The sequence below is a fragment of the Brevundimonas mediterranea genome (genome assembly GCF_014196125.1).
Lineage (GTDB): Bacteria > Pseudomonadota > Alphaproteobacteria > Caulobacterales > Caulobacteraceae > Brevundimonas > Brevundimonas mediterranea.
In genome coordinates this window covers 898985-921489 of sequence record NZ_JACIDA010000001.1, presented here as the reverse complement: position 1 = coordinate 921489, position 22505 = coordinate 898985, and the positions used below count along the sequence as shown (strand labels likewise).

Genomic DNA, 22505 nt, shown 5'->3' with positions numbered 1-22505 from the left:
AAATCTGATGAAGCCGCTTGATCCCCTGCCGCAGTCCCGGTAGAGAACGCGCCTCGCGACGCGCGGGCCGCCTTAGCTCAGTTGGTTAGAGCGCCGGTTTGTGGAACCGGAGGTCCTCAGTTCAAGCCTGAGAGGCGGTACCATCGCGCAGCGCGACCGGGCTTGCGGCCCGCCGCTGCAGTGACCATCTCCTGATCGTCGGCGTCTTTGAACGCTGATCCCCCACATCGACAGGAGAGCGCAGATGAAGACGCGCAAGTTGGGCCTGAACGGTCCCGAGGTTTCGGCCATAGGCCTGGGCTGCATGGGCATGAGCGCCTTCTACGGCGGCGCGGACGAGGGCCAGTCCATATCCGTCATCCACCGCGCCCTCGACCTGGGCGTCACACTGTTCGACACGGCCGAGATGTACGGCCCGCACACCAATGAGATGCTGGTCGGCAAGGCGCTGAAGGACCGGCGCGATCAGGCCTTCATCGCCACCAAGTTCGGCATCAACTACAACGCTGACCGCTCCAAGTTGTTGGTCGACGGCAGCCCGGCCAATGTCCGCCGCGCCATCGAGGGCAGCCTTCAGCGCCTGGGCGTCGAGCACGTCGATCTCTACTATCTGCACCGGGTCGATCCCGATACGCCGATCGAGGAGACGGTCGGGGCGATGGCGGAGCTGGTCAAGGAGGGCAAGGTCCGCTTCCTGGGCCTGTCCGAGGCCGCACCGGACACATTACGCAAGGCCCATGCGACCCATCCGATCACGGCCCTGCAAACCGAATATTCGCTGTGGACGCGGGATCCGGAAGATGAACTGTTCGCGGTCGTGCGGGAATTGGGCATCGGTTTCGTGCCCTACAGCCCGTTAGGTCGGGGCTTCCTGTCCGGCGACATCAAATCCATCGACGATCTGGAGGCGGACGACTTCCGCCGCACCAATCCGCGTTTCATGGGCGAGAATTTCCAGAAGAACCTGGATCTGGTTGAGGCGGTGAAGGCCATCGCCGCCGACAAGGGCGTGACCGCCGCCCAACTGGCCCTGGCCTGGGTCCTGGCCCAGGGCGAGGATCTGGTTCCGATCCCCGGCACCCGCCGCATCGCTACTCTGGAACAAAACGCCGCCGCGACGGACATCGTCCTGACGCCGGAAGACCTGGCGCGCATCGATGCGGTCTTCCCCAGGGGCGCGGCCGTGGGCCACCGCTACGCCGAGGCGGCGCGGGCGGCCCTGAACCGCTAGGGGCGCAGGCCGCCCGAGGCCGATCCGTCAAGCCTGACGGCAGGTATGAAAAGGCCCGGCCGGAGCGATCCGGCCGGGCCTTCGTCTGTCTGGGTCGGGCCTACTGGATGCGGGTCCAGGTTTGGGTCTTGCACAGGGGGGCGACGACACAGCCGCGCAGGTTCAGGCTGTTGTCGTTGGTCATGGTGATGGTGCCGCGATAGGTGCGGCCGTCGGCCGGGTTATAGACCGACCCGTTGCGCCATTCGGTTGGGCCGCCGGTGAAGCCGGTCAGCATCGGCAGGTTGCGAAGCGTGCGGCTGCGCAGGGCTGTGTCGCGATTATGTTCGTCCCGGACGTCGGCGTCCGCCCGGATATGGTTCGACGTCACGAGAGTGCCGCATAGGGCCTGGCCGCAGCGGGCGATCCGCACCTGGCCCCCGTTGGTCGGCGTCTGCCACAGGCCGGTCGGATCGGCGGCCAGGGCGGGGGAGGCGAGGGCGGTCGCTAGGGCGGCGGCGGCCAGCATGATCTTGGTCTTCATGGTCGTTTCCTTTGCTCGGGCCGGTTTGGCGACCCGTTGATATGCAGGGTGATCCGGGTTTCGGTTCAAAACAAGGCTGAACTGATCCCCTATCGCCAATGAAAACCGGACCTTAGGGAAGCTTTCGCGGCATTCGGCCGGGTCGCCTTGACCTTGTGGCGCGGCAAGCGTCTGATCTGGCGAAACAAGCCTTGGGAGACACCATGGGCGACCGACCAGGAAACGATCACGGAAGCCTGATCAAACAGGCGCTCGACAACGGGGCGGAGCCAGCGCGTTCGGCCCTGGCCGCCTCCTGGCGTCGGTCCATGTCGCTGTACGGCCTGGATCCCGAGGACGGCGGCCGTCCTCAGACCCTGACCGAGGCGCAACTGCATGAGGCGCGTCAGGCGATGGAGCCGATGACACGGGCGGCGCAAGGGGTGCTGGATCGGCTGTTCCTGGCCGTGGGCGACACCGGCTGCTGCATCCTGCTGACCAATGCCGACGGGGTGCCGCTGGAGCGTCGTGGCGCGGCGGCGGATGACGAGATATTTCGCCGCTGGGGCCTGTGGCCCGGCGCCATATGGTCCGAGGCGGTCGAGGGCACCAACGGCATCGGCACGGCCCTGGCGGAACATCGGCCTCTGACCATCCATCGGGACCAGCATTTCCATACGCGCAACACGGCTCTGAGCTGCACCAGCCATCCGATCCACGATCATCTGGGACGCCTCGCCGGTCTACTGGACGTCTCGTCCTGCCGGGCCGATGCGACTGCGGGCGTGCTGGGCCTGATCGCGGCGGCTGTGGCGGATGCGGCGCGGGCCATCGAGGCCCAGACCTTTCGTCAGGCCTTTTCCCAAGCGCGGATCGTCCTGGCCGGGGATCCGGTCGAGCGGAATACGGCCGCCCTGCTGGCGGTCGATCGGGACGATCTGGTGATCGGCGCCACCCGCGCGGCACGCCTGGCCCTGTCCATCACCGACGAGCGGATCGCGGCGCAACTGGCGGCGTCGGAGGTCCTGGGGGCGGGTTGTGTCGAGACGGAACTGCTGGAGGCCGAGCGCGGGGCGGTGCGTCGCGCCCTGGCGCGCAGCGGGGGCAATGTCTCGGCCGCCGCGCGGGCCCTGGGGGTCAGCCGGGCGACCCTGCACCGCAAGCTGCACCGGCTGGGGCTTTCGCGCGAACCTCACTGAGCCAACTGTCGCAGGCGTGCGACAGGTTTGCGCTGCACCATGAACACCCCGTCTGGCGCATCTGTCGGGCCAGGCAGAGCTTCCGGTCCCAACGACGTCGGCAATCGACGCCCGAGGGAACGTTAGGAGTGTTTCATGACCAAACCCGAATTCGCGCGCGCTGCGACCCCCAAGTTCAATACGCGCTATGACAATTTCATCGGCGGCCAGTGGGTCCCGCCGGTCAACGGCCGCTATTTCGAGAACACCTCCCCGGTGAACGGCCGCGTCCTGTGCGAAGTCGCACGCTCGGACGCGGCCGACGTCGAGCTGGCGCTGGACGCCGCCCATGCGGCCAAGGACGCCTGGGGCAAGACCAGCGTCGCTCAGCGCGCCGTCATCCTGAACAAGATTGCGGACCGGATCGAAGCCAATCTCCAGGCCGTCGCCGAGGCCGAGACCTGGGACAACGGCAAGCCGGTGCGCGAGACCCTGGCCGCCGACATTCCCCTGGCCATCGACCATTTCCGTTATTTCGCCGGCTGTATCCGCGCGCAGGAAGGCGGGATTTCGGAACTGGATCACGACACGGTCGCCTATCACTTCCATGAGCCGCTGGGCGTCGTCGGCCAGATCATCCCGTGGAACTTCCCCATTCTGATGGCGACCTGGAAGATCGCTCCGGCTCTGGCGGCGGGCAATTGCATCGTGATGAAGCCGGCGGAACAGACCCCGGCCTCGATCCTGCTGCTGATCGAACTGATACAGGATCTGCTGCCGGCCGGCGTGCTGAACATCGTGTCGGGCACGGGCGCCGAGGTCGGCGAGCCGCTGGCCACCAACCCCCGCATCGCCAAGATCGCCTTCACCGGCTCGACCGCCGTGGGTCAGAAGATCATGGAGTATGCGACCCAGAACATCATTCCGGTGACGCTGGAGCTGGGTGGCAAGTCGCCGAACATCTTCTTCAAGGACGTGATGGACGCCGACGACGCCTTCCTGGACAAGGCGCTGGAAGGCTTCGCGATGTTCGCCCTGAACCAGGGCGAGGTCTGCACCTGCCCCAGCCGGGCCTTGATCCACGAAGACATCTATGAGGCCTTTATCGCCAAGGCCATCGCCCGGGTCGAGGCCATCGTCCAGGGCGACCCGCTGGACCCGGCGACCATGGTCGGCGCCCAGGCTTCGGAACCGCAATTGAAGAAGATCCTGAGCTATCTGCAGATCGGCAAGGACGAAGGGGCCGAGGTGCTGACGGGCGGCGAGCAGTCGCTGCTGCCGGACGACCTGTCGGGCGGGTACTACGTCAAGCCGACCGTATTCAAGGGCACCAACGACATGCGGATCTTCCAGGAGGAGATCTTCGGTCCTGTCCTGGCCGTAACCACCTTCAAGACCTTCGAAGAGGCGATGGAGATCGCCAATGACACCGAATACGGCCTGGGCGCCGGGGTTTGGTCGCGCGACATGAACACCGCCTATCGCGCGGGTCGTACCATCCAGGCCGGTCGGGTCTGGACCAACTGCTATCATCAGTATCCGGCGCATGCGGCCTTCGGCGGCTACAAGAAGTCGGGCATCGGGCGGGAGAACCACCGGATGATGCTTGACCATTATCAGCAGACCAAGAACCTGCTGGTCAGCTACAGCCCCGATAAACTGGGCTTCTTCTGATCTGCATCAAGGATGGCCGGTCCCGGATCGGTCATCCTGTTATCGCTCTCTGATCCGTCTGTCCGGAGAGCATCTCCCAGGCGGGCGGGCCGATGTCCTGCTTTCGGCTCGCCCGTTCCCCCAAATCGACGAGGATGTTCCATGTCCAGAACCATGAAGGCCGCTGTCGTGCGCGCATTCGGCCAGCCGCTGACCATAGAAGAGGTCGCGGTGCCCGAGCCGGGTCCGGGCCAGATCCAGGTCAAGATCGAGGCCTCTGGCGTCTGTCACACCGATCTACACGCCGCCGAGGGCGACTGGCCGGTCAAGCCGAACCCGCCCTTCATTCCGGGCCACGAGGGCGTCGGCTATGTCTCGGCGGTGGGGGCGGGGGTCACTCTGGTCAAGGAGGGCGACCGGGTGGGGGTGCCGTGGCTCTACTCGGCCTGCGGCCACTGCAAACACTGCCTGGGCGGCTGGGAGACCCTGTGCCACGACCAGCAGAACACCGGATATTCGGTCAACGGCGGGTTTGCGGAATACGCCATCGCCGACCCCAACTACGTCGGCCACCTGCCGGCCAATGTCAGCTTCACCGACATCGCCCCGATCCTGTGCGCCGGGGTGACGGTCTACAAGGGGCTGAAGATGACCGACACCAAACCGGGCGACTGGGTCGTGATCTCGGGCATCGGCGGCCTGGGCCATGTGGCGGTCCAATACGCCAAGGCCATGGGGCTGAATGTCGCCGCCGTGGACGTGGACGACGCCAAGCTGGACTTGGCGCGACGGCTGGGCGCCACCGTGACGGTCAACGCCAAGACGTCCAACGACCCCGCCGCCGACATCAAGGCCCAGACCGACGGCGGCGCCCAGGGCGTGCTGGTCACGGCCGTTTCGCCCAAGGCCTTCGAACAGGCGGTCAACATGACCTCGCGCGGCGCGACCGTGGCCCTGAACGGCCTGCCGCCCGGCGACTTTCCCCTGTCGATCTTCGACATGGTGCTGAATGGGACCACGGTGCGCGGCTCCATCGTCGGCACCCGTCTGGACCTTCAGGAGGCGCTTCAGTTCGCCGCCGACGAGAAGGTCAAGGCCACGGTATCGGTCGAGCCGCTGGAGAACATCAACAGCATCTTCCAGCGGATGCGCGACGGCCAGATCGAGGGCCGGATCGTAATGACGATCTGAAATCGACGCGATTCCTCTACAAAAAATAGAGTCTATTTCGTCTATTTCGACGTCCAAAGCCGTTGCGTCAGGATGTCGGATCGCGATGTCAAAGACCTGGGCGAGATCATAAGCCCGTAGGCGAACGTGCGGGGTTGGCGGCTTGAATCATTTTCAAGCCGCTGATCCTTCGACGGTTTTCCTGCGGAATTAGGAGGGCTGGGCGGTCCCAGCCCTCGCATCAGGCGGGCGACCGCGCGGTTCGCCCTTCCTTCTGCGGCTTCACCCCCAGCAAGAGGCCCAGCCATCCGATCCGGCGTGCGACCTCGTAGGCGAGGAGGCAGCCCAGGGCGGTGATCAGGATCAGCAGACCGGCCTCTACGCCCAACGGCAGGTGGAGCGTGGCCAGATTATAGGCCGCCACGACCGTCACCGTCTGGTGGACGATATAGAAGGGGAAGACGCCGACCGAGAGATAGCGCAGGGCAGGGCCGCCCCGGTTCAACCATCGTGCGCCGAAGCCCAGGATGGCGGCGATGAAGCCCGCCTGATCCAGCGCATAGACGATCCGCATGGCCTGTCTGAGCGGCTCGGACGGATTGACGTCGCCGCGATAGACCCAGGCATAGGTCGCCCAGGCCACCCAACTGCACAGGGCGATGATCAGGGCGGGCCAGCGCAGCCGCATCAGGGTCTGACGCGCCTCCTCGGACCGGGCGATCAGATAGCCGAACAGGAAGGCGCCGAAGCTGAGGGCGTGGTTGTACCAGTCGTCGGTCAGGGCATGGGTGATCTCGAACCGGGGCGCCAGGAACCAGCGGATCAGGATCAGATACAGGACCGGCCAGACCACCAGCCCCCATCCCCGAAATACTCGATCCCCCACCGCCTGAAGCGCGCGCCGGACGGGCGGAAAGGCGATCATCACCGTCAGCAACAGACTGTAGGGCAGCAGATAGGCGATGAACCACAGGTGGTTCCACGTCGGCGTGGTCAGGCAACCGTCGGCGTCGCACCAGTGGCCGGTCGAGGTGACGTACCGCACCCAGAAGTCCTTGAGCACCGGTCCATGCGCGGGGTCGGCTATGCCCAGGCCCTTGGCCGCTTCGAGGATTTCGTAATAGCTCTGGGGCGGCACAATGACGAACATGCCGAACAGCAGCGGCGGCAGCAGGCGCAGGGTGCGCGATCCGGCCAGCGCCCATCCGCTTTGCCCGCGCGCGGCGAACCCGTCCGCCAGAAACCGGGTCGCACAGCCCGAAACCAGGAACAGCAGGGTCAGCCGCCAGGGGTTCGTCAGCAGCATGATCGGCTCAAGCGCCTCGACCGGACGTGGGCTGTTCACATGGTAGTCCCAAGGCACGTAGAACATGCCGACGTGATAGAGGATCAGCAGCATGAAGGCGCCGACGCGAATCCAGTCCAGATCGTATCGTCGGCCCGTCATCGCGGATGGCGGCGCGAGCGGGGGCGGAACAGACATGCGAGAACTCCATGGCGAATGATGCAGGCCCCGTCGTCGCGGAACGACGGGCGGGTCGGCAATCGTCCGGGGCCGTGCGGTCGCTTGGCGGGGACGGCGCCTGGGGCGTCGGGACGAACGGCGCGCGTGTCGTGACGAGCGGGTGGTCGGCCATCGCGCGACGCCTGAACGGTCGCGACCTGTTGCGGTGCGCCGTGGCGGTCCTGGCCTTTTCGCTGATCAACACGCCGGTCAACATCCTGACCGCTCAGGCGGACAATCCGGATGTGGCCGCCTGGAAGCCCATGGTCTGGGAAGTGTCGAGCACCCTCACCCTGATGGCGGCGATCTGGATCCCCTGGCTGGCCGCCAGTCTGGCGCCGCCGGACGAGGCGGCCGGCGAGGGATGGCGGCCCAAGGCGCGGTTCGCCGTGATCCATCTGATGGCGCTTCTGACCTTTTCGGCCCTGCACGTCAGCGGCTTCGTGGCGTTGAGGAAGCTGGGCCACGCCGTCATGGGGGCGGGCGCTTATCAGTTCGGCGACCGGTTCGGCTATGAGCTGCGCAAGGACCTGGTGACCTATGTCCTGCTGGTCGGGGGCTTCCTGCTGACCGCCTATCTGCGGCGGCGGCGCGATGAACCGGTGCGGCCAGTTAGTTTCGACATTCGTGACGGGGCCCGCATCATCCGCGCGCCTCTGGGCGATATCCTGGCCGTCTGTTCGGCGGGGAACTATGTCGAGTTCCTGCTGGCGGACGGGCGACGTCCGCTGATGCGCGCGACCCTGGCGGCGGTGGAGGCCGAACTGTCGCGGTTCGGCTTTGTGCGCGTCCATCGCTCGTGGCTGGTCAATGCAGAGCGCGTCACCGGCCTGCAACCCGATGGCTCCGGCGACTGGACCGTGGAACTGGGGGCGGTCAACGCGCCCCTGTCACGCCGCTATCCCGCCGCCCTGGCGACGCTGCGGGGTTAGCCGATCAAGGCCAGCCACTCGTCCTCGGTCAGCACCTGAACCCCGTGTTTCTCGGCGTCCTTCAGCTTGGACCCGGCGCCGGGGCCCGCGACAAGGTAGTCGGTCTTTTTGGAGACGGAGCCCGAGACCTTTGCGCCCAGGCTTTCGGCGCGGGCCTTGGCCTCGTCGCGGGTGAAGCGTTCCAAGGCGCCGGTGAAGACGACGGTCTTGCCCGCGACCGGGGTGTCGGACTTGGGCCGTTCGGCGTCGAGGATCTGGGTCAGCTCGGCCTCCAGCGCGGCGACGACCTGAAGATTGTGCGGCTCGTGGAAGAAGTGGGCCAGGGCCAGGGCGGCGACGGGGCCGACGCCGGTGACGCCGGCGATCTGGTTCAGGATTTCGGACGGGCCTTCCTCGCGCGCCACGCGGGCCAGTTCGACCAGACCGGACCAGTCGTCCGTCATCGTCGCCAGCGAACGGCGAGCGGGGGCGGCCATGCCGGGGAAGGCCTGGCTGATCTTCATGTCCATCGTCGCCTCGGGCCAGGGATCGGCGGCGGGGGGCGCCGCCTCGGCCATCAGGGTCAGGACGCGCGGCGATATGGCGTGGGCGGCGGCCAGGGCGGTCCAGGCGTCGGACGGCACGCCCGAGGCGGCCTGGAGACAGGCGGCCTTCAGCGCGGGCCAGGTTTCGAACGCGCGGGCCAGGACGATGGAGGTCTGTTCGCCGATGTCGCGTATGCCCAGGCCGAACAGGAACCGGTCCAGCGAGATGACGCGGCGGGCGTCGATGCCGGCGACCAGGTTGCGGATGCTGGTTTCGCCATAACCGTCGTCGCGTTCCAGTTCCTTCAGGCGCGCCTCGTCGCGCGCCAGCCGGAAAATGTCGGCCGGCTCCTTGATCCAGCCGCGCGCATTGAAGGCGACCAGCTGTTTCTCGCCCAGGCCCTCGATGTCGAAGGCGCGGCGGCCGACAAAATGTTTCAGCCGTTCGACGATCTGGGCGTCGCAGATCAGGCCGCCGGTGCAGCGGCGCTTGACCTCGTCGCCCTCGCGCACGGCCTCGGAGCCGCAGACCGGGCATTTGTCGGGGAAGACATAGGGGACGGCGTCGGCGGGACGTAGCTCGGGCACCACGCCCAGGATCTGGGGGATGACGTCGCCGGCGCGTTGCAGGCGCACCGTGTCGCCGATGCGGACGTCGAGACGTTCGATCTCGTCTTCGTTGTGCAGGGTGGCGTTGCGGACCACCACGCCGCCGACGGTGACGGGGTGGAGCCGGGCGACAGGGGTCAGGGAGCCGGTGCGGCCGACCTGGATGTCTATGTCTTCCAGCACCGTGGTCGCCTGTTGCGCCGGGAATTTGTGGGCGATGGCCCAGCGGGGGCTGCGGGCGACGAAGCCCAGCCGGCGCTGCCAGTCGAGGCGGTCCACCTTGTAGACCACGCCGTCGATGTCATAGCCCAGGGTCGCGCGGTCGCGTTCCAGTTCGCGATAGACTTCGATCAGGCCCTCGGCGCCCTCGACCCGGCGCGAGCGGGCGTTGACGGGGAAGCCCCAGGCCTTGAGCTTTTGCAGGGCCTCCCACTGGGTCTCGGCGAAGTCGCTGGAGTGTTCGCCCCAGGCGTAGGCGAAGAAGTTCAGCGGGCGTTTGCCCGTGATCCGGGCGTCCTTCTGACGCAGGGAGCCGGCGGCGAAGTTGCGGGGGTTGGCGTAGGTGCGGCGGCCCTCGGCTTCCGCGGCGGCGTTGAAGGCGGCGAAGGCGTCGTTGGGGGCGTAGACCTCGCCCCGGATCTCGATCCGGTCGGGCCAGTCGTCGCCAGCTAAAGTCTGTTTCACATCGGCGATGGTGTTCAGATTGGCGGTGACGTCCTCGCCGGAGCGGCCGTCGCCGCGTGTGGCGCCGATGGTCAGGCGGCCGTCGACATAGAGGAGGTTGGCGGATAGGCCGTCGATCTTGGGCTCGGCGACGAAGGCGATGGGTTCGTCGGCGGGCAGTTTCAGGAAGCGGGCGATGCGGGCGACGAAGTCGCGCACCTCGCCCTCGTCGAAGGCGTTGTCCAGGGACAGCATGGGCACGCCGTGGCGGACCTCGGCGAACTGGCTGGAGGCGGCGGCGCCGACCTTGTGCGATGGGGAGTCCGGGCGGACCAGGTCGGGGAAGGCGGTCTCGATCGCCAGATTGCGGGCGCGCAGGGCGTCGTAGTCGGCGTCGGAGATCTCGGGCGTCGCCTCATTATAGAGGGCGTCGTGGCGGGCCATTTCGGCGGCCAGCCAGGCCAGTTCCTCGGCCGCGGTTTCGGCGGTCAGGTCTTCGACGGGCGGGAAGGGGGGAATCGCGCTGGACATGTCGTGGTCTCATTACCACGGGCTGACGCCGGACGATCCGCACGCTAGGCTGAATCGTTATTCACGGAGTCGTCCATGCCGCCTGCCGCCGTCCGATTCCTTCTGCTCGGCGGATGCGCCGCCCTGGCCCTGAGCGGATGCGTCGAGCCGATCAGCCCCCCGCCGCCCGGGCCTGTGTCTGTGCCCGCCGCCGAATACGGCCAGCTGCTGGACGATGTGCGGATCCTGTCGGCGGATGACATGGAGGGACGGGGAACCGGAACGCCGGGCGGGGAGCGGGCGCGGGCCTATGTCGTCGCGCGGCTCGAGGCGCTGGGCGTCGCGCCCGCGCCCTTCGGGCGGCTGCAGCCGTTCGAAGGGACGGGGCCTTCGCCGCAGGGCCCGGTCACCTATCGCGGGGTCAATGTGCTGGGCCTGATCCCCGGAACCCGTGTGGGCGACCGCTATATCGTGGTCAGCGCCCACTATGACCACGTCGGGATGCACGACGGCCAGATCTACAATGGCGCCGACGACAACGCCTCGGGCGTGGCGACTATGCTGGAACTGGCCAAACGGCTGAAGGCCCAGGCGCCGGAGCACAGCGTGCTGCTGGTCGCCTTTGACGGGGAGGAGCGGGGGCTGCTGGGCGCGCGCGAGTTCGTCAAGGCGCCGCCCGTGCCCCTGTCGTCCATCGCCCTTAACCTGAACTTCGACATGACGGCGCGGGCCGAGACCGACGGGCATCTGTGGGTCACGGGCACATACCAGCACCCGAACCTGCGCCCGATCCTGGAGCCCCTGTCGGCGGTCGGCCCGGTCAGTTTCGCCTTCGGCAAGGACACGCCGCAGGACGAGGGGGAGAACAACTGGGTCTCGGCGTCGGACCAGGGCGCCTTCCACGACAAGGGCGTGCCCTTCCTCTATATGGGCATCGACTATCACCCCGATTATCACCGCCCGACCGATGACTTCGAGCGGATCAGGCCTGAGGTCTTCGCTGCGGCGACCGAACTGGCCATCGCTGGCTTCCACGCCCTGGACCGGTCGCTGGATCGGTGATGCGGCGTCTTCTGGTTCCAGCCCTGGTCTGTCTGGCGGCGCTTGCGGCTTGTGAGCGGCGCGAGACCGGCCCGGCGTCCACGGCCCCGGCGACGGCGCCCGCCGCCCCGGCGTCCTTCCGGCACAGGCTCGAAGGCGACATCTCGGGCGACTATCGGCCGGTGTCCGAACCGACCCAGGGCTGGCGGGTCGAAAGCCTGTTCATCGGCCAGGCCGCGGCCCTGGAGGCGTGGGAAGCGGCGCAGAGGGGTGGCGCACCCTTGATCCTGACGCTGTCGGGGCCGGACGGCGCGGTGCAGATCCCGCCGCGCGCCTATGACCTGACCGACGAGCGCCTGCATTTCGTCGGCCTCATGCCTGATGGGCGACAACTCGTTCTGGACGCCCGCATCGATCCGGGCGCACTGGCCACCGCACGCCGCAATCTTGGCGACCGCACCCCGGTGATCACCGGCGCCATGACGGCGAAGGGCCGCAGGATCCCCTTCAGCTTGGGGTGGTGGAACGGCGACTGATCGGGCGAAGCGCGGCGTCTGCGCCTCTGCAACCTCCGACACAGGATTTGCTCGATGTGACGTATTGATCGGAAGACAGATCAATCTTCGTAAAACAGATTCTATTTCTCCGCAAAACCTCCGCCGAACCTTCATGCCGAAGCGCATGCGCCGTCACACAGCATCCCTAATGACTGGAGCCGGGCAGGAGGGACGATCACGTCATCGCGGCCGGGCATGAGCTCGGTCGTCCCCTGTCATAGCTCTTTGACCAGACACGGTGGACTGACGATGACCGGCCTTCAGCTCAAGACCCTTCTCGTGACGGCGGCCAGCGCCCTCGCGCTCGCCGCCTGCGGCTCCGCCGAGGTGGCCTCTCCCGGCGAGGGCGATTTCGGCAACGGCGGCGGCGGCACGCCGACCACGCCGACCACGCCGACGCCCGGCACCCCCGCCGCCGACTGCCCCACCGGTCTGACCAATGTCGGCACCATCGCCAACGGCACTCTGCGCGTCTGCCAGCTGCCCGCTCAGGTTCTGGGCAACCTGACCCTGTCGGTTCGCGCCGGCACCATCTACGCGATCAGCGGCCGCACCGAAGTCGGCGCCGACCGCGGCATTGATCCGGCCTCGACGACGGGCGCACAGGGCATCCTGACGATCGATCCGGGCGTGAAGGTCTTCGCCTTCAACGGCAGCGACTATCTGCTGGTCAACCGCGGTTCGCAGATCTTCGCCGAGGGCACTGCGACCAACCCGATCATCTTCACCAGCCGCCAGGACATTGAAGGCACTGCGACCGCAAGCTCGCAAGGTCAGTGGGGCGGCATCGTGATTGCGGGTCGCGCGCCCCAGGCCAACTGCCAGCTGACCCCCTCGGTCACCTGCACCGGTCAGGTCGAGGGCACCAACGCCTTCTACGGCGGCAACACGCCGGCCGACAACTCCGGCCGTCTGCGTTATATCCAGATCAAGTATTCCGGCTTTGAAATCGCCACGGGCAATGAGCTTCAGGCCCTGACCCTGGCCGGCGTCGGCTCGGGCACGACCCTGGAGTACATCCAGTCGTACAACAGCTCGGACGACGGTATCGAGATCTTCGGCGGCAACGCCAACCTGAAGCATATCGTCATCAACGGCGCCGACGACGACGGTCTGGACACCGACACCGGCTGGCGCGGCGGCGCCCAGTTCGGCATCGTGACCCAACGTGCGCCGAACTCCACCAGCCGTTCGGCCGGCTTCGAGTTCTCGTCCGCCCCGACCTCGACGCCTTACGCCTCGCGTTATCTGTCGCAGCCGAAGATCGCCAACTGGACCTTGGTGGGCCGTAACGCCCCGACCGACGCCCACACGGTCATGCACTTCGACACCGGCACCAACCCGAACCTGATCAATATCGTCGCCACTTCGACGGCGGGCTCGGTCGCCGGCTGCTTCGACATCGCCGACGCCGACACGCAAACCAGCTTCGACGGCGGCTCGACGCCTTCGCTGCGCTCGATCTTCATGTCCTGCTCGATCTCGTATCGCCCGGCCAACGTCGCCCGCTCGACGGCGGTGTTCACCAACGCCCGCAACACCAATGTCACAGCGCTGGGAACCTCGACCCTGACCGCTCCGGCTTCGGGCACGACGATCGCCAACCAGAACCTGGCCTTCATCAACGGAGCCAATGAAAACGCCGTGACGGCGGTCGATCCGAAGACCGTCTACGGCTTCTTCGACAGCGTGACCTACATCGGCGCGGTCCGGAACGCTCAGGACACCTGGTGGCAGGGTTGGACCTGCGGCCTGACCTCCGGCTCGACCTGCTGACGATGACAGTTCCGGCGGCGACCATGAGGTCGCCGCCGGTTCTTCGCGTTTCCTGACCCCTTCAAGGCGCAGACCATGAATAGACTTACTCTGACCCTGAGCGGGGTCCTTCTCGCCACCAGTGCGCTGATCGCGCCCGGCCTGGCGTTCGCCCAGACAGCCCCGATGACTTCCCCGACCGCGCAGACCCCGGCCGAACAGGTCGAGGAGCAGGCGACCGAAGTCGGCGAGATCGTCGTCCTCGGTCGTTATATTCCCGAACCCAACCGCGAAAGCTCGGAAGTCGCGGCCTTCCTGACGTCCGAGGATCTGGAGCGCACCGGCGACAGCAACGCCGCCGCCGCCCTGACCCGCGTCACCGGCCTGTCGATCGTCGAAGGCCGTTTCATCTATGTCCGTGGACTGGGCGAGCGCTATTCGTCGGCCTTGTTGAACGGTTCGCCCCTGCCCAGCCCCGAGCCGCTGCAACGGGTCGTGCCCCTGGACCTGTTCCCCTCCAGCATCCTGGACGGCGTCACCGTTCAGAAGACCTATTCGCCCAACTTCCCCGGCGAATTCGGCGGCGGCGTGATCGACCTGCATACCGTCGATGCTCCGAACGAACCCTTCTTCAACATGAAGCTGTCGCTGGCCGGCAACACTGAGTCGACCGGCAAGGAAGGCCTGATCTATTACGGGTCGCGCACCGATTTCACCGGTTTTGACGATGATACCCGCGAAGTGCCGGGCGCGATCGCCATCGCCTTCGACCAGGGCAAGCAAATCAACGGCGCCAACTTCACCGCCGACCAGCTCCAGACCATGGGGCAGTCGCTGGTCAACGCGCCCCTGCGCCTGCTGCAACGCGAAAAGACGCCGATCGACGGCGGTGTGGAACTGTCAGGCGGCTTCTCGCAGGACACGGGCTTCGGCGCCCTGGGCCTGATCGCCGTCGCCGGTTACGACAACAGCTGGCGCGCCCGTAGCGGCGTCCAGGAAGAGGGCCAGTTCCAGGGCGAAGTCCTGGTGCCGGTTTCGACCTACGGCGTGGAATCGAACCAGAACGACGTCCGCCTGAACTTCCTCGGCGGCCTGTCGCTGTCGAACGCCGACCACGAGGTCAAGTGGACCAACCTGTACGTCCGCAACACGACCAAGGAAGCCCGCTCGGTCGCCGGGCCGGATTTCGACGCCGGCGGCAGCGTCATCCGTAACGACTATACCGAATGGTTCGTGCGCCAGCTCTGGAGCAGCCAGCTGGCCGGCGAACATCAGTTCATGGACGGGGCGCTGGAGATCGACTGGCGCGCGGCCTATGCCAAGACGTCGCGGGACGCGCCCTATGAGTCGCGCTTCCAGTACGGCGTCAATGCGGACGGCGACTACATTCACAACGTTCAGGGCAACCTGATCTCGTTCAGCGAACTGGACGACGATATCGTCTCCGGCGGCGTGGACGTGGCCTACACCCTGCCGCTGTCCTCGGCGCGCGAAGCCGTCATCAGCGCCGGCGTCGCCACCCTCGACAACAACCGCGAAGCCAGCCGCCATGATCTGCAGTTCGAAGCCGTCAACGGCCTGACCGATAGCCAGCGTCTGTCGCGCATCGACTATCTGTTCTCGGACTACAATATCAATCCGACGACGCTGCAACTGCGTGAAATCGCCGGCAGCAACGGCGCCAGCGCCTATGACGCCGAACTGCAGGTCAACGCCGCCTACGCCATGGTCGATGCGGAAATCATCCCGCTGGTCCGCACCACGGTCGGCGTCCGCTTCGAGGACGGTCAGCAGAGCGTCACGCCGCGCGACGTGTTCGGCGGAACCTCGACCTATGAAGCCACGGAGATCGAGGAACAGTATTGGCTGCCCTCGCTGACGGCGACGTGGAACTTCGCCGAGGATCAGCAACTGCGCTTCGGCGTCTCGCAGACGATCGGCCGCCCTCAGTTCCGCGAACTGGCGCCCCAGGCCTATACGGACCCGGAAAGCGACCGCATCTTCATCGGCAACCCCTATCTGGTGGACACCGAGCTGCTGAACCTGGACGCGCGGTACGAATGGTATTTCGCCCGCCAGCAGTTCATCACCGCAGGCGTCTTCTACAAGGATATGGACAAGCCGGTTGAGTCCGTCATCGTCGATGTGGGCAACCAGCGCCAGCAGTCGTATCTGAACGCCCCCAAGGCGACCATCATGGGCGCCGAGGTCGAGGTGAAGAAGTATTTCGAGTTCCCCGACCAGCCCATGTCCTTCATCGCCAACAAGCGTTGGCTGGTGCAGGCCAACTACACCTACTCGGACTCCGAGGTTAAGGTGGGCGACGGCGACACCGTCCTGACCCTGGGTGGGGCGGGCACGCCGGAGGACGCGTCCTTCTTCATCCAGGACGGCAGTCGTCTGCAAGGCCAGTCGGACCACGTCGCCAACCTGCAACTGGGTTGGGAAGACGACACGGCTCGGTCGCAGGCGACCATCATCGTCAACTATGTCAGCGACCGCATCACCGCCCGCGGCGCCGGCACCGGTTCGAGCCGCGAGCCGGACTTCATCCAGGAGCCGGGCGTCTTCCTGGACTTTGTCTATCGCAAGGACTTCACCGTCATGGCCCGCGACATGGGCTTCGCCCTGGAACTGCGGAACTTGCTGGGAACCGAGTTCGACGAATACCAGGAACTGGGCAACAAGATCCGGGTCAACAACTACGATCTGGGCCAGAGCGCCTCGGTCAGCCTGACCGCCCGCTTCTGATCGTGAAAAACAAATGACGCGTTAGCGACCGGGAGGCCTTCGGCCTTCCGGTCGTTTTCGTTCCTAAATGATCCGTATGGATCGCATCTGTCACCAGATGTTCTTCGCGTCTTCACACTTCGGTGCGGCCCGCATACGGACGATTAGTCTAGATCGCGGGATGGCCGTCGGGGTCGGAACAGGCATGGCGTCGTGATCGCGGCTATCCGTAGTTTTAACGTCTCTTCGGTGACCGACCGTATGCGTCGTCTGCCGCTGCGTCGCCTCGTCGAGGTCGTGCTGATCCTGCTGCTGCTGGTTCAGACGGGGCGGCTTGTCTGGCTGTTCGCAGGGCCTCAGCCGAAGCTCGAACCGCGCGGCGCCGCCGCCACTGCCGGTCCGGTGGACATGAGCATTCTGTCGCGGTTCGACGCCTTTTTCCGAACGGGCGGGCAGGGCGCCCTGGCCGGCGCCTCGGGCGCGGACGCCAGCCAGATGCGGCTGTTCGGCGTGCGCGCGGGCGGCGTCGGCGGCGGATCGGCCATCATCGGTCTTGCGGACGGACGACAGCTGTCCGTCGGCGTCGGCGAGGAGGTCGAGCCCGGCCTGGTCTTGCAGTCTGTCGGGTCGGATTTCGTCACCCTGGCGCGCGGCCAGTCCCTGAGCCGTCTGGAGTTCGCCGACACGCCTGCCGGGGCCGCTGCGCCGCCCCCGCCGCCGTCGACGCCCCAGGTCGTGGCCCCGCCGACCGCCGCGCTCGCCTCGTCTCAGGGCGCGGTCGTCGATCCTCAAAGGCTGATGGCCCAGGCCGCGCTGCGGCCCCGGATCCAGGGTCTGGGCGTCAACGGTTTCACCGTCTCGTCAGCCGGCAATGCGTCCGAGCTGCGCAGCGCGGGACTTCAGTCCGGCGACGTCATCCTGTCCGTCAATGGCGTGGCGCTGAACAGCCCCCAGGCCATCGGCGCCCTGCGCGGCCAGCTGGCCGGCGCCCCGTCCGCCGAAATCCAATATGAGCGCGCGGGCGAGACGCGCACCACCACCATAAGGACGCGTCCATGACCGCCTCTCTGCGCAATCGCCTGAAGCGTTCCGGCGTCGGCGCCCTCGCCGCCGTCCTGGCCCTGCATGCCCCCCTGGCCGCCGCGCCCGTCATGGCCCAGGAAGCGCGCCAGACCCTGAACGTCCAGGGCGCCGACATTCGCGCCTTCATCCAGGACGTGGCCCGCACCACCGGCCGCACCTTCATCGTCGATCCCGCTGTGACCGGGACGGTGACGGTGACCAGCGACCGCCCGCTGGGCCGCGCCCAGATGTTCGAGGTCTTCCTGTCCACCTTGCGGGCCAATGGCCTGGTCGTCACCCCGACCCAGTCGGGCGCCTATCGGATCAGTCCGGCCCAGGGCGCGGCTCAGGGGCCGTCGACGGTCGGGGCCGAGCGGTTCTCGACCGAGGTCTTCCAACTGCGCAACATCGACGCGGCCTCGGCCGCCGAGACCATCCGGCCGCTGGTTGGGGCCCAGGGCCAGGTCCTGGCCAATCCCGGCGCCAACAGCGTGGTGGTGGCCGACTTTTCGGACAATCTGGCCCGTATCCGCTCCCTGATCGGCCGGATCGACGTGGACCGGTCCAGCTATGAGGTCGTGGCGCTGGAAAACGCCTCGGCGCGCGAGATCGCCGGGGTGTTGCAGCAGGTGATGGCGGCGCCGAGCGGCGGCGGGCAGGGGATGGTCACCGTCACGGCGGTGGAAAGCTCGAACTCCATAGTCCTGCGCGGCGACGGCCAGGCCCTGGCCCGCGTGCGCGGCCTGATCCACGATCTGGACGGCCGGTCGCGCGCCAGCCAGGACGTGAACGTCGTCTTCCTGGAACACGCCAACGCCGAGCAGCTTCTGCCGGTGCTGCAGCAGGTGGTGGGCCAGCCGGTCACGGCCTCGACGGGCGCGAGCCAGGGCTTGCGCACCGCCCCGACCGGATCGACCAGTGGCGGATCAAGCGGCCTGTCGCGCACCGCCGCGAGTCTAGGGAGCGGCGATGCCGAGGGCGGCGCCATCGGTTCGTCCACCGTCACCGCCACCGGCCAGCGCGCCACCATCGCCCGCTTCCCCGGCGCCAACGCCCTGGTCATCGCCGGCCCGGCCGACATGCAGCGGACCCTGGCCGACGTCATCCGGCGGCTGGACGTGCGCCGCCAGCAGGTGCTGATCGAGGCCATCGTGGTCGAGCTGAGCGACAACGCGGTGCGCGAACTGGGCGTCCAGTGGCTGTATGGCGGCGAGAACGGCGTCGGCCTGACCAACTACACCGCCAACGCCGCTCCGCTGGCGAAAATCGCCGGCGGCGCCTATGCCGGGCAGCTGGACAAGGACGACCCGCTGCGGGAACAACTGCAGACTCTGGCCCTGAACAGTCTGGTGGGCGCCAACGGCTTTATCGGCGGCGCCGGGGGCGAGGTCGGCGACGGCCTGTTCGGCTTCATCATCAATGCGGCCAAGACGGACGAGGGCTCCAACCTGCTCCAGACCCCGTCGATCATGACGCTGGACAACGAAGAGGCCACCTTCCTGGTCGGGCAGGAGGTGCCGATCACGACCGGCCAAACCCTGCTGGACGGCAATTCCAACCCCTTCACCACGACCGACCGCAAGGACATCGGCGTGCGGCTGACGGTCAAGCCGCAGATCAACGCCGGCGGCTCCATCACCCTGACGCTGCGCCAGGAGGTGTCGGCGATCAACGGCGGGCTGACCCGTGGCGCGACAGACCTGGTGCTGGACAAGCGCGAGCTGCAGACGACCCTGGTGGTCGATGACGGCGACATCGCGGTCGCCGGCGGCCTGCTGGACCAGAACGACATCATCTCGACCGACAAGATCCCCGGCCTGGGCGACCTGCCGGGCGTCGGCGCCCTGTTCCGCTCGAACAGCCGTCAGCGCGGGCGGACCAATCTGATGGTCTTCCTGCGTCCCACCATCGTCCGCACCCGCGAGGAGGCTCAAGGGCTGGCCGCCGACCGCTGGGGCTATATGCGCGATCAGCAGCAGGCGGTGCAGCCGGATCGCGAGCCCAGCCTGGACGCCCTGGTGCGGGACTATATGCGGACCCAGGCGCCGGCCGCCCCGGCCAGCGGCGAACCCATGGTCATCGCCCCGACCATGGGCGCGGCCGCGCCCGTAGCCCCGGTCGAGGTCGCGCCCCTGCCGCCGACCGGAAACTGATCCCATGATCACCCTGGTCAGCCCCAGCCTGCCCTATGGATTCGCCAAACGGCACGGCGTCCTGCTGCTGGACGCCGGCGAGGTGGCGCGGGTAGGCCTGCGTGAGGGGGCGGATCCCAAGGCCCTGATCGAGGCGCGGCGCGTCCTGGGTCGCCCCCTTGCGGTCGAGACCCTGAGCCAGGCGGCCTTCGACCGCCAACTGTCCGAGGTCTATGCCGGCGATCATCTGGCGGCGACCGACGGCGACGATCTGGACATGCCGGCGGGGCTGGACAGTCTGATCGACGACATCCCGGCGGCGGCCGATCTGCTGGACACGGCCGACGACGCGCCGGTGATCCGGCTGATCAACGGGATAATCGCCGAGGCGGTGCGGACGGGCGCGTCCGACATCCACCTGGAGACCTATGAGAGCGCGCTGCTGGTGCGAATGCGGATCGACGGGGTGTTGCGCGAGGCCCTGAGCCTGAACCCGCGCATTGCGCCCCTGCTGGTGTCGCGGATCAAGGTCATGGCGCGGCTCGACATCGCCGAGAAGCGGGTGCCGCAGGACGGGCGCATCCCCCTGGCCCTGGGCGGCAAGACGCTGGACGTGCGGGTCTCGACCCTGCCGTCGCGCGGCGGGGAGCGGGTGGTGATGCGGATCCTGGACAAGGATCAGGCAGGGCTCAGCCTGGACCGTCTGGGCATGTCGCCCGACGCCCTGGTCGCCTTCCGCGCGGCCCTGGCCGAACCGAACGGGATCATCCTGGTCACCGGGCCGACCGGATCCGGCAAGACCACCAGCCTGTACGCCGGCCTGGCTCTGCTGAACGACCAGACGCGCAATATCCTGACGGTTGAGGACCCGGTCGAATACGCCATCGACGGCGTCGGCCAGACCCAGGTCAACACCAAGGTCGGTATGACCTTTGCGGCGGGTCTGCGCGCCATCCTGCGCCAGGACCCGGACGTGGTCATGGTGGGCGAAATCCGTGACGTGGAGACGGCGGGGGTTGCGGTCCAGGCCGCCCTGACCGGCCACCTGGTCCTGTCCACCGTCCACACCAACGACGCGGCGGGGGCGGTGACGCGACTGCGCGACATGGGGGTGGAGCCCTTCCTGCTGGCCTCGACCCTGAGGCTGATCGTGGCCCAGCGGCTGGTGCGCCGGCTGTGCGACCACTGCCGCACGCCAGAGATCGCCGACAAGAAGACGGCGAAACTGGTCGGCGCCAAGGCCGGGGTGCAGGTCTGGCGTCCGCACGGCTGCGCCCATTGCGGCAATACCGGCTACGTCGGCCGGGTCGGCCTGTACGAGGTGCTGAAGATTGACGACCGCGTGCGCCGCCTGATCGCGGCCGAGGCGGACGAGGACGCCCTAGTCGCGGCCGCCTTCGCCGGGGGCGGAACCCTGACGGAACGCGCGCGCGCCCTGGTGCTGGACGGCGTGACCTCGGTCGAGGAGGCGGTGCGCGTCGCCCGCCAGGAGACCGCGTCTGATCCGGCGGAGGCGGCCTGATGGCGGCCTTCGACTATGTGGCCGTCGATGCGGCGGGGCGGACGGTGTCCGGCGCCGTCACCGCTTCGGACGAGGCGGCGGCGCGCGGCTGGCTGACCAAGCGCCGGCTGATGCCGCTGGAGCTGACGCCGGCCCGGATGGCGGCGCGGTCCGAACGGGGCGGTTGGGGTTCGGTCCGCAGCGACCGGCTGAACGCCAAGACCCTGGCCCTGACCACCCGCCAACTGGCCACCCTGATCTCGGTCGCGCCCATCGAAGAGGCCCTGCGCACCCTGGCGCTTCAGGCCGACCGGCCGGTCGTGCGGCGGGTTCTGGAAGGCGTCCATGCCGGGGTGATGGAAGGGCGGCGTCTGTCGGACGCCATGGCGCTTCAGGGCCAGGCCTTTCCGCCCCTGTACCGGGCCATGGTCTCGGCGGGAGAACAGTCGGGCGCCTTGCAGCCGATCTTGGAACGCCTGGCCGACGGGCTGGAGCGGGACCAGCAGGTCCGCGGCAAGGTGATCACCGCCGTGGTCTATCCCAGCGTCTTGGCCGTGGTGGCCCTGGGCGTGATCGCCATTCTGATGACCTTCGTCGTGCCCAAGGTGGTCGATCAGTTCGAGAGCATGAACCAGACCCTGCCGCTGCTGACGCGGCTGGTGATCGGGGTGTCGGATCTGATGCGAAACTGGGGCTGGCTGTTCCTGCTGCTGCTGGCGGCTCTGGTCGTCGGCGGCGTGTTCGCGCGGCGCAAGCCGGCGATCCGGCTGCGGATTGACCAGACGATGCTGAAACTGCCGGTGATCGGCCGTCTGACGCGGGATCTGCATGGGGCCAAGATGGCGCGCACCCTGTCCACCATGATCGCCGCCGGCCTGCCGGTGCTGGAGGGTTTGACCATCACCGCCCGCACTGTGTCCAACATGGCCCTGCGCCGGGCGACGGAATCCATGGGCGAGGCGGTGCGCGAGGGAGGTGGCCTGTCCGCAGCCATGCGTCGCGCCGACGTCTTCCCGCCTCTGCTGGTCTATATGACCGCCTCGGGCGAGAGCAGCGGACGGCTGGAGCCCATGCTGGAACGCGCCGCCGACTATCTGGAACGCGAGTTCTCGACCTTCACCGCCGTGATGCTGAGCCTGCTGGAGCCGGCCATCATCGTGGTCATGGGCGGGGTGGTGGCGATGATCGTCCTGTCGATCCTGCTGCCCATACTTCAGATCAACACCCTGGCGATGGGGTGAGGAGAGTTTA

Annotated in this window: 16 protein-coding genes and 1 tRNA gene; 14 read left to right on the top strand and 3 right to left on the bottom strand. The window is 67.4% G+C overall.

Annotation, left to right across the window (positions count from 1 at the left end):
- Window positions 1–66 precede the first annotated feature (66 nt).
- Together GGR11_RS04680 and GGR11_RS04675 are read left to right on the top strand one after the other, a co-directional pair.
- A tRNA-His gene (locus GGR11_RS04680) sits at window positions 67–143 on the top strand.
- Between the two features lie 101 nt (window positions 144–244).
- Window positions 245–1231, top strand: a complete 987-nt coding sequence (locus tag GGR11_RS04675) for an aldo/keto reductase (protein WP_183195615.1) — start codon at window positions 245–247, stop codon at window positions 1229–1231.
- Between the two features lie 100 nt (window positions 1232–1331).
- Here GGR11_RS04675 and GGR11_RS04670 read toward each other — a convergent pair whose 3' ends face one another.
- Window positions 1332–1754 carry a DUF2147 domain-containing protein gene (locus tag GGR11_RS04670; protein WP_183195614.1) on the bottom strand — a complete coding sequence of 141 codons (423 nt, stop codon included), beginning with the start codon at window positions 1752–1754 and terminating at the stop codon, window positions 1332–1334.
- A 203-nt stretch (window positions 1755–1957) separates the two neighbouring features.
- On the opposite strand from GGR11_RS04670, the gene GGR11_RS04665 reads away from it, so the two are divergent.
- The 3 genes from GGR11_RS04665 (at window position 1958) to adhP (ending at window position 5755) form a co-directional block, all read left to right on the top strand.
- Window positions 1958–2932 carry a GAF domain-containing protein gene (locus GGR11_RS04665; protein WP_183195613.1) on the top strand — a complete coding sequence of 325 codons (975 nt, stop codon included), beginning with the start codon at window positions 1958–1960 and terminating at the stop codon, window positions 2930–2932.
- 135 nt (window positions 2933–3067) lie between these two features.
- Window positions 3068–4585, top strand: a complete 1518-nt coding sequence (exaC, locus tag GGR11_RS04660) for an acetaldehyde dehydrogenase ExaC (protein WP_183195612.1) — start codon at window positions 3068–3070, stop codon at window positions 4583–4585.
- A gap of 141 nt (window positions 4586–4726) precedes the next feature.
- Entirely contained in the window at window positions 4727–5755 is a 1029-nt protein-coding gene (gene adhP / locus GGR11_RS04655; RefSeq protein WP_008261496.1) for an alcohol dehydrogenase AdhP, read from the top strand.
- Window positions 5756–5975: 220 nt separating this feature from the next.
- On the opposite strand, the gene GGR11_RS04650 is transcribed toward adhP, so the two are convergent.
- Complete coding sequence (locus GGR11_RS04650; RefSeq protein WP_246331540.1) at window positions 5976–7217, bottom strand: acyltransferase family protein; 1242 nt, start codon at window positions 7215–7217, stop codon at window positions 5976–5978.
- An 11-nt stretch (window positions 7218–7228) separates the two neighbouring features.
- Here GGR11_RS04650 and GGR11_RS04645 point away from each other — a divergent pair, with 11 nt between their 5' ends.
- A complete protein-coding gene (locus tag GGR11_RS04645; RefSeq protein WP_183195611.1) occupies window positions 7229–8170 on the top strand; it encodes a LytTR family DNA-binding domain-containing protein in 942 nt (313 codons plus the stop codon).
- Here GGR11_RS04645 and ligA read toward each other — a convergent pair.
- On the bottom strand, window positions 8167–10497 hold the full coding sequence (gene ligA, locus GGR11_RS04640) for an NAD-dependent DNA ligase LigA (protein ID WP_183195610.1): 2331 nt from the start codon (window positions 10495–10497) through the stop codon (window positions 8167–8169). The genes GGR11_RS04645 and ligA overlap by 4 nt on opposite strands.
- Window positions 10498–10572: 75 nt before the next feature.
- Here ligA and GGR11_RS04635 point away from each other — a divergent pair, with 75 nt between their 5' ends.
- The 8 genes from GGR11_RS04635 (at window position 10573) to gspF (ending at window position 22495) form a co-directional block, all read left to right on the top strand.
- On the top strand, window positions 10573–11538 hold the full coding sequence (locus GGR11_RS04635) for a M28 family peptidase (protein ID WP_183195609.1): 966 nt from the start codon (window positions 10573–10575) through the stop codon (window positions 11536–11538).
- Window positions 11538–12053, top strand: a complete 516-nt coding sequence (locus GGR11_RS04630) for a hypothetical protein (protein WP_183195608.1) — start codon at window positions 11538–11540, stop codon at window positions 12051–12053. The genes GGR11_RS04635 and GGR11_RS04630 overlap by 1 nt, the downstream gene beginning before the upstream one ends.
- 270 nt (window positions 12054–12323) lie before the next feature.
- Entirely contained in the window at window positions 12324–13850 is a 1527-nt protein-coding gene (locus tag GGR11_RS04625; RefSeq protein ID WP_183195607.1) for a hypothetical protein, read from the top strand.
- Between the two features lie 75 nt (window positions 13851–13925).
- Window positions 13926–16580 carry a TonB-dependent receptor domain-containing protein gene (locus tag GGR11_RS04620; protein WP_183195606.1) on the top strand — a complete coding sequence of 885 codons (2655 nt, stop codon included), beginning with the start codon at window positions 13926–13928 and terminating at the stop codon, window positions 16578–16580.
- Window positions 16581–16820: 240 nt separating this feature from the next.
- Window positions 16821–17618 (top strand): type II secretion system protein N, encoded by a 798-nt coding sequence (locus tag GGR11_RS04615; RefSeq protein WP_183195605.1) that lies wholly within the window; start codon window positions 16821–16823, stop codon window positions 17616–17618.
- Window positions 17615–19774, top strand: coding sequence for a type II secretion system secretin GspD (gene gspD, locus GGR11_RS04610; protein WP_183195604.1), 2160 nt, complete (start codon window positions 17615–17617; stop codon window positions 19772–19774). The genes GGR11_RS04615 and gspD overlap by 4 nt, the downstream gene beginning before the upstream one ends.
- Window positions 19775–19778: 4 nt before the next feature.
- A complete protein-coding gene (gene gspE, locus GGR11_RS04605) occupies window positions 19779–21275 on the top strand; it encodes a type II secretion system ATPase GspE (RefSeq protein WP_183195603.1) in 1497 nt (498 codons plus the stop codon).
- A complete protein-coding gene (gspF, locus tag GGR11_RS04600) occupies window positions 21275–22495 on the top strand; it encodes a type II secretion system inner membrane protein GspF (RefSeq protein ID WP_183195602.1) in 1221 nt (406 codons plus the stop codon). The genes gspE and gspF overlap by 1 nt, the downstream gene beginning before the upstream one ends.
- The last annotated feature ends 10 nt before the right edge of the window (window positions 22496–22505 follow it).